The organism is Methanobrevibacter sp., assembly GCF_030539555.1.
Lineage (GTDB): Archaea > Methanobacteriota > Methanobacteria > Methanobacteriales > Methanobacteriaceae > Methanocatella.
In genome coordinates this window covers 666-9512 of record NZ_JAUNXX010000056.1, presented here as the reverse complement: position 1 = coordinate 9512, position 8847 = coordinate 666, and the positions used below count along the sequence as shown (strand labels likewise).

7 protein-coding genes are annotated in these 8847 nt (G+C 29.9%); 6 read left to right on the top strand and 1 reads right to left on the bottom strand.

All coding sequences use genetic code 11. The annotated features are described in order from the left end of the window. On the bottom strand, positions 1 to 1108 hold a 1108-nt coding region (locus Q4Q55_RS08450), incomplete at its 3' end, for a restriction endonuclease subunit S (protein WP_303372377.1). 87 nt (positions 1109 to 1195) lie between these two features. Between Q4Q55_RS08450 and Q4Q55_RS08445 the strand changes: the two genes are divergently transcribed. The 6 genes from Q4Q55_RS08445 to Q4Q55_RS08420 all read left to right on the top strand — a co-directional run. Next, a complete protein-coding gene (locus Q4Q55_RS08445; protein ID WP_303372376.1) occupies positions 1196 to 2101 on the top strand; it encodes a DUF5655 domain-containing protein in 906 nt (301 codons plus the stop codon). Between the two features lie 475 nt (positions 2102 to 2576). Continuing rightward, positions 2577 to 3062 (top strand): hypothetical protein, encoded by a 486-nt coding sequence (locus Q4Q55_RS08440; protein ID WP_296884745.1) that lies wholly within the window; start codon positions 2577 to 2579, stop codon positions 3060 to 3062. Next, positions 3063 to 4001, top strand: coding sequence for a hypothetical protein (locus Q4Q55_RS08435; protein ID WP_303372375.1), 939 nt, complete (start codon positions 3063 to 3065; stop codon positions 3999 to 4001). 10 nt (positions 4002 to 4011) lie between these two features. Beyond that, positions 4012 to 4938, top strand: a complete 927-nt coding sequence (locus Q4Q55_RS08430) for a hypothetical protein (RefSeq protein WP_303372374.1) — start codon at positions 4012 to 4014, stop codon at positions 4936 to 4938. 134 nt (positions 4939 to 5072) lie between these two features. Further along, positions 5073 to 5474 carry a hypothetical protein gene (locus tag Q4Q55_RS08425; protein WP_303372373.1) on the top strand — a complete coding sequence of 134 codons (402 nt, stop codon included), beginning with the start codon at positions 5073 to 5075 and terminating at the stop codon, positions 5472 to 5474. A 76-nt stretch (positions 5475 to 5550) separates the two neighbouring features. Beyond that, a partial coding sequence (locus Q4Q55_RS08420; RefSeq protein WP_303372372.1) for a UvrD-helicase domain-containing protein occupies positions 5551 to 8847 on the top strand: 3297 nt, incomplete at its 3' end.

The window sequence follows — 8847 nt, the reverse complement described above, 5'->3', positions numbered from 1 at the left end:
TCCCAATTTTGCCAAATTGGTTCATTGTCTGTTTATCAGATAAAACAAAATTCATATGTTTTATTGATTTTCCAGCATGTAAAATTGTAGTTCCAGTAGCAAAAGTCTCAATTATTCTTTGTATTCTTTTTGATTTCACTAAGCAATATAAAAATGGTTTATTAATATCATCGTTTTTTATTTGAAGTTTACGCATTCCTGTAGAATACGCTCCCTTCAATCCCATTTTAACAATGCCCACTGTTGCATCTAAAGATAATACAATGTCATCAAAACTAAGAATTTTATTTTTAGAGAGTGATTTATCAATGAAAACTGCATTAGTCCTTGATCCCAAATCACCAACACGTATAAATGGAATATCATTAATTTCAGGTTTCTCATGGTAATTTTTACTTCCGGGTTCGACTCCTGTAACAAAATCCACATAATCTTCTAACATTTCAACAGACCATAATCTAGGAACATCACCAAAGGATTCATCAAATTTCATACCATTTGATTTATTATATACTTCGAAATTAATAAACCAACTATTAAAAATAGACATCAATAAATTTTCCAAATGATTATTTATTTCTTTATTTAATTCTATTTTTTTATCTAAATTATGCAATAAATAGCCAATTTTCTTTTGGTCTTCATAATTTGGAAATATAATTGGTAATCTAGAAAGAATATTATTATTTAAACTTGCTCTAGTTGTCATTATTGCCATTGAATCAACATATTTTCTAAAAAGTGTTGATCTAAAATAATAACAAGCATATAATGGATAAATGACGTTATCTTTTTTTGGTCTTAACCTTTTTGTAAAACCATTAAATGTAGCATTAGGATAATCTCTTAATGCAACGCAACTCATACCAAGTTCATCTAATGTTTCACTAGTTCTTGTTAGAAATACATCTCCTTTTTTAACTGAATGCTTTTTTTGTTCTTCTTCTGTAGAATTTACTAATTCATCTAAATCTTCATTGATATAATAATTATAAAATATAGTTTTAAATGATAAAAATGGGAAACCAAATCCAAATTCCTCGGAAGATTTTGAAAGCCCTGATGTAATAGTATATATTTCATTTAAATTTTTTTCAGTAAACTCCAAACTCAAATTTATCCAATAGAGATTAATTAATCTAATTGTCGAAATATAAATATAAACTATTTACCTAATTAGTAACAATATATTAATATGTCACTTTATCAAATCAAAAATAATAATCTAGAACCAATTAAGAAAGTCAATTTCAAATATGAGAAAGATTTACAAAAATTAACTGAACAAAACTTAGAAAAGCTATTTAATTTACAATTTGTTGAAACAGAATTCAGCGTTGATAATTTAAGGATAGATACACTGGCATATAATAAAGAAACCAGTTCTTTTGTAATTATTGAATATAAGCGAGATAAGAATTATAGTGTAATTGATCAAGGTTACAGCTATCTTTCAATCTTACTAAACAATAAAGCAGAGTTTGTTTTAAAATATAACGAAAATTTAAATGCAAATCTAAAAAAGGCAGATGTTGATTGGTCTCAGACTATAGTAATGTTTATTGCACCGAGTTTTACACCTTACCAACTTAAATCAGTTGAGTTTAATGATTTGGCTTTTGAGTTATGGGAAGTGTCTAAATTTAATAATGATACCATATTATTTGATAAAGTTAATGTTTCTGAAAATAAGGCATCTATTAACACTCTTAATCCAAAAAATACAAAGGTTACAAAAGAAATTAAAAAATACAAAGAGTCACGTCATTTAAGGAAAAAATCTAAAAAAGTAAAAGAGATTTATCAGAAAATAAAGGAAAATATTAGTGAATATGATGATTTAGAAATAGTTGTTCTAAAGCATTATTTCGCTGTTAAAGTAATTAAAAAGAATGTTTGTGAAATTGCAATTTTAAAAAACTATCTAACAATTTGGATTGATTTGGAATTTGATAAAACAAATGATCCACTAAATAAAGTAATAGATGTTTCTGATGTGGGGCATTGGGGAACTGGAAATTGTAAAATTCAAATTAATGAAATTGATGAAGTTCCTTACTTTATGGAATTATTCAAACAGTCATATAATGAAAAAATATGAGAAGATAAATATTTTTTTCAAACGACAATAATAAATTTTGTGATAAATTCAAATCAACAAGTGATAATATAGAATATTCATTGAAAAACTTAAATAATATTTTGATTTGGCTATTAAAATGATTAAGTCCGGTGAGGCTGACCAATCCATTATTGATGCTGAAAATAATTTATAACATAACCAACTAATATTATATTGAAGACATTACTCCTATTGTTTTCCATAGAAATAAGTCATCATGAATTTCACAGTAATCCTTATCACTATTGTTTAGTGGCTTATTTCTATTCTATCCTTTATTTTACAATAACAAAGCAATATCAATTAATTATCCTAATTTTCAACCGTCAATATCAACTGTTAATGTTATTGTCAACCTTGCTAAACTTTTTAAAAAAGTAGCCATTATATATAAATCTTTATATATTATAAATAATAAATTACATAATAAAGATTTAAGTGGAGGACATATTTAATGGCAGATTCTATTATATTATTGGAAGAAAGAAAAGAAGTCACAACTTTCCTTTTGGATGAAGGTACAATCACTGCAACCACTGTAACAACCCCTACTGGTGAAACTCCAGGTTATGAATATGCAGGGGACAAAATCAAAGTTGATGACGCCGTAACTTTATCAGCTAACTCAGATATAGGAAAACCAACAGTTAAAAAATACACTGCAGCGGAAGGTGAAATCATCTTGGGCATTGCAGTTAACGATCCAATAACAATGACTGGAGGAAAAAGAAAAACAGCAATCTTAGTATTAGGCCATTTATTCAGATTAAAATTAGCTAGTGGATTATCAAACATTAACGTTAAAGACAGGATTGCTTTAACAAGCACTGGAGCTATCAAATCCGATGACGGCGAATACATTGCAATGCACCCAGTAGCCAGCTCAGACGATTACAACTACATTGAAGTATTCAGACCATATGACATAGGTGATGCTTAAATGATAACCAAAGGAAATGATACTAAAGTGCAAAATGAGGTAATAGCTCAAACTATTACTGATGAATCAGCTAAAAGATTAAGGCTAGCCAGACTCTTCCCAAAACAGGAAATTAAAGAGAATTCTGATTATTATACTTACTTTAGACAAAACATCAATTTGGATGAGGCTATAAAACATGGCCTTCTCGGTGAAGCAAAAGATTTGGCACCCGGAGCATCCCTGCAAGAACTCAATATCAGAAAACCTGTAACCGACACCATCAGCATTGATACTGTCGGAGGAGTTTTAAACGTTAATAAGGATGTCTTTGACAGTGACAGAATCTCTTTTGAAGACTTATTGGCGGATGTGGCAACACTTATTGCAAATAAAATCGAATATAATATCTACGATACCATTGTCAGCTCAGCAAAGGTTCCAAAATACAATACTACACAAACCGAAGATACAATGGAGGCTTTCGGACAGTTTGTTATCAAAGCACAGGAAGCATTCAAAGGAAGTTCAGGCGCTGGTGCAGATTTAACAATAATGGTTGAATCCTACAGGACATTAAGTTACATCAAACAATTGGCTTACATCTCAAATAAGTCAGTGCAGCCTATAGAAGAGATTCAGGCTTATTATGGTGTTGACAACATTGACTTTTTAGGAACAACCCATGCAGACGGCGGATCAATGCTTGGTGAAAAGGATTATATTGCATTCGATATAAGAAATGCACCACTCACAGTACTGTATTCCAAATCTTCAGGAACAACTGTAGCACCAATTACAAGTGATGAGAACATCGCTGACTTTTATCCAATCATTGAAATCATGAGAAAGGACATTTACGATGAGCTACCTCAGTATACCAAATTATTCATACAATCCAAGGTTGGTGTTTTATTAAACAAACCGCATCTTGCCCTAACAGGAAAATGCAGGCCATAAGGTGATATTAATGTTGACAAAAGGAAATGATGCTAAAGTTCAAGATGAAGTGATGGCGCAGATTGTTGCAGACACTTCAGCAAAATGGATGAAATTCACAAGATTAATTCCAAAGCAGGAAATTGAGGAAAACTCCCAATATTATACTTACATGTCACAAAGAGTCAATATCGATGAGATAATTGACAAAGGACAATTGGGGGAAGCAAAAGACATTGCACCGGGTGCTACTTTACAGGAACTGAACGTAAGAAAACCGGTCAGTGACACCGTATCCATCGACACAATCGGAGGAGTTCTAAATGTCTCAGCACAAATGCTTGATTCCAACCTAATCAGTGTTCACGACATGCTTCAGGACGTTGGGATACTTATCGGAAGAAGTATAGAACAAGCAGCTATTAACATGATTTTAAACAACTCTAAAGTGGCAACATACAACTATACTGCTGGTGATGACAGTGGAGTTACCATTTTAAAAGCTCAGGAAAAGTTCAAGGAATCAGCTGGAAGCTTCTGTAACCTGAACAGTATGGCAGTTAATTACAAATCATTGACTACATTAAAATCCGATATGTTCGCAAACAACAGACAAGTTGAACCTGTTGAAGCTATTAAATCATATTATGGTGTTGACAATATTGACCTTTTAGGAACAGCAGTCTGTGACGGCGGATCTGAAATAGCTGAAAAAACCTACATTGGTATGGACTATCAAAATCCTGGAATGAAATTATTATACTCAAGAATTTCAGGAACAACTGTTGCTCCTTTAGGACCAGACGGTGACGTATATGATTTCTATCCTTTGATTGAATTCATGAGAAAGGACATTCGTGATGAATTGCCAATGTATACAAAGCTGTTCATACTTACTTCCGTAGGTGTGTTAATGAATGCACCTAACAGAATCATCAAAGGTAAATTCAGAGCATAAAACCATATTTAATCTCCTAAAGAAAATGTTAGTGAAGTTTTAATTGCTTTTTCTTCACTAACCTCTTCTGCTATGAATTAACTCATAAACAGTTAATATCTAAAATAGCTATATTATATAATAGAGGCTATAAAATGAAACTAATTCTAGACACTGAAAATTCACATCCAACAACAATAACAGTCAAAGGAAAAGAAATAACACTACTTTTAATCGAATCAAGCATACTGATTGATTCAACACAAATAGCCAAAATTTTTGAAAAAAAGGAAAAAACAGTAGCTACCAAAGTCCAGAAATCCAATTTGGAGAAATATGAAACTGAAAACATTAAACTCCTAAAGAATTATGGGCTGATGCATCCGGATGCAATCAAACCAAGACCATTCTATGATTTAAGGCAGATGTTGGAAGGGCCTGCTTATTACTATTTTAAAAAAGAGGGAGAAACAGATTTGATTGATGTTATTGTAAGAGTAGCTATTGGAAAACATAGGGAATGGATTCATAATAGATGCATAGATAAATCATTTTAGTAATGATAAGAAATTATAAATAATTTACAAAACTAATATAATAACAATTTTAATACAATTCCATTAAGGGAGTATTATGTCTGAAAAGTCATGTTTTAATTGTTATTATAAAAATGAATCTGAAAATGAATTCTGTCAGGAATGTGGTTCTCCTTTAGATTTATCTGACTATATCAATTCTAAAAAAGTAGATAAAAGTATTCTTGATAAAATTAGATCTTTATTTGGAAAAAAGACAATTAATATTAATGATATTAATCGGGATATAGAAAATTTTATTAGAACTTCAATTATTATTGAGGAATACAATGAAGATTTAAAAAATTTAAAATCATCCAAATTAGATAAATCAGAATTTAAAAATAAATATAGTGAGCTTTTTAAATTATATGAACTAGAATATTTGGAATATGTTCTCAAAGATGATGATTTAAATCAGAAATTTTCACGCATAAAAAGTATTGAATCAGGCATAGAGAATTATGATGAAATAGAACAATTCCATAATGACTTCAATGAACTATTGGATTCAAATTTTTATGTTACTTTCAAACAAAAGGATGATTTGTTAAAGGACTACAAGAAGTTATACTCTTTAATCAAAGAAGATAATTATTTAAAAATAGATTTTGAAGATTTTTTAGATGTTTATAATAATATGGAGTCATTAATAGGAGCTAGAAATGAAAAATATGTTCAAAATGAACTAATTGAACATAAGGATTTCTTGGATGATATTGAGGGCAAATCCTTGGATAAAAATCAAAGATTGGCTGTTGTTAGAAATGAACATAATTCACAGATTATTGCAGGTGCAGGTTGCGGTAAGACATTAACTGTCAATGCAAAGGTAAGATACCTAATTGAGAAAAAAGGAATAGCTCCAAATGAAATTTTATGCTTGTCATTTTCAAATGCATCTGTTGAGGATTTAAGAAAGAATTTGCCTGAAGATGTTGAAATCTCGACTTTTCATTCTTTAGGAGGTTCTATTCTAAAAGCCAATAAGCAGCCTTCAAGTGTTGATGAATATGCGCTGAATAATTTTGTAAAGGATTATATTAGAAATAATGTTATTGATAATGAAAGATTACGTGATGATATTGTAAATTACTATTCATATTATTTTTATTCTCCAGTTACTGAAGATGATGCAACAACACTTGGTGAAGTGTATGATTTGGAAGCTTCCAGAGATTTTAGAACTTTAAGACAGCTTTATGGTGGAGATAATGAGAAAAGAACTTATGGAAATGAGGTTGTCAGAAGCTTTGAAGAGTTGATTATTTCCAATTATCTTTTTGCCCACCAAATCGATTATGAATATGAAAAAGTATTCGAATTTGATAACAGATATTATCAAAGCCAAAAAGAGTTTATCTTTAATCTGATTTTTAAAGACTTCAGTGAAATAACAGATTATCCTATAGTTATGGATGATATTTCGGGCAACATGTTTGAATTGTTGGAAATCAAAGAACATGTTAAATTATATAATTACACTCCAGATTTCTATATAAAAGATAATGATCTTTATCTGGAACATTTTGGAGTAAACAGGGATTGCAATGCTCTATGGCGGGATGAAGAAGGCCAAAAGGAATATCGTGATGGCATATATTGGAAACGTGCAACCCATAAAGGATATGGATCCAATTTGCTTGAAACATATTCCTATTACATGTCTGAAGGCAGATTGCTGATAAAACTGGAAGAAATACTTAAAGAGTCTGGTGTTGAAATTAAAGAAATAAATTATGAATGGCTGTTTTCAAAAATTACTGAAAGAAATGATGTAAATAAATTTAATAAGTTTATAGATTTAATAACTGAATTCATATCATTGTTTAAGGGAAATGATTATGCTGCGGATAAATTCAGTGAATTTAAAAAAGAAAACGAAAGTAATGAGGATGAATTTGATAAAAAAAGAACCAGCTTGTTTTTAGATATTGTTGAAGAAATTTATCTGCAATATGAAAGTTACCTAAATGAAATTTCAAAAATTGATTTTAATGACATGATTAACAACGCCACACGTGAAGTTGAAAAAGGAAATCTTCATCAACATTATAGATATATCCTTGTTGATGAATATCAGGACACTTCGTATACAAGATATAATTTAGTTAAGGCAATACAGGATAAAACCGATGCTAAGGTATGTGTTGTGGGCGATGACTGGCAGTCAATTTACAGATTTGCAGGATGCGACGTATCATTATTTTCCAATTTTGAAAACTATTTTGAAAATCCGGATAAGCTAACAATACAAACAACATACCGTAACTCCCAGGAACTGATTGATATATCTGGAAGATTCATCAAGAAAAATCCGAATCAAATCGATAAATCCCTTAATTCTAAAAAAGATTCTACAAATAAACCTGTTAAACTGGTTTATTACAATAATGCAAGCAAAGAAAGTAAAATCAAAGCAATGGAATTTATGATAAATAAAATTTCTAAAGATTCTTCTGATATCATGATTCTTGGAAGAAACAATTTTGACATTAATGATTTTATAGAAGGAGGATTGTTTGAACGGAAAAACAAAGATGATTATGAATTAATCTATAAAAAGAATAAAAAGTTAAACATTGATTTCATATCAGTACACAAATCAAAAGGCCTTGAAAAGGACAATGTCATTTTAATTAATCTGGAAAATAATGTTGTTGGTTTTCCAAACCAGATGGTGGAAGATAAGCTATTGAATTTTGTAATCAATGATTCTGACCAATATCCAAATGGGGAGGAGAGAAGATTATTCTATGTTGCACTTACGAGGACAAAAAACAATGTTTATCTACTTGTTCCGGAAACTGATAAATCAGAATTCGTTATTGAATTGGAGGAGAACATTGATGATTTGGAAATTATTTCCCATGATGAAAATAAAGAAGAAATCATTGATGATATTGATGAGTTCATGAAAAATAAAAAGGTTTATTCAATTAAAACTCATCTTAAATGTCCAATATGTAAAACTGGGGATGTACTATTAAAAATCCTGAAAACTAATGATGGAGAAGATATAGTTAGATTCTTTGATTGTTCTCATAGGAGATGTGAATGGCGCGGAGGATCTTTTTATTCAAGCTTAGAATTATTAGATGAAATTGAAATTTGTCCTGATTGTGGTAAAGTTAAACATATTGTTAATGGACCTTATGGACCTTATATCAGATGTTCTAAAGAATGTAAAAACATTAAACTCAAAGGTAAAAAACTAGAAAAGGCAAATAAAATATTTAACAATGAAAATGAAGCTATTAAAAATGATAAAACTAAGACCAATGCTAAAACCAAGAAAAGGGCTGAAAATAAAAAATCAAATAATTATGATGAAATAACTACTAAGTTTAAATGT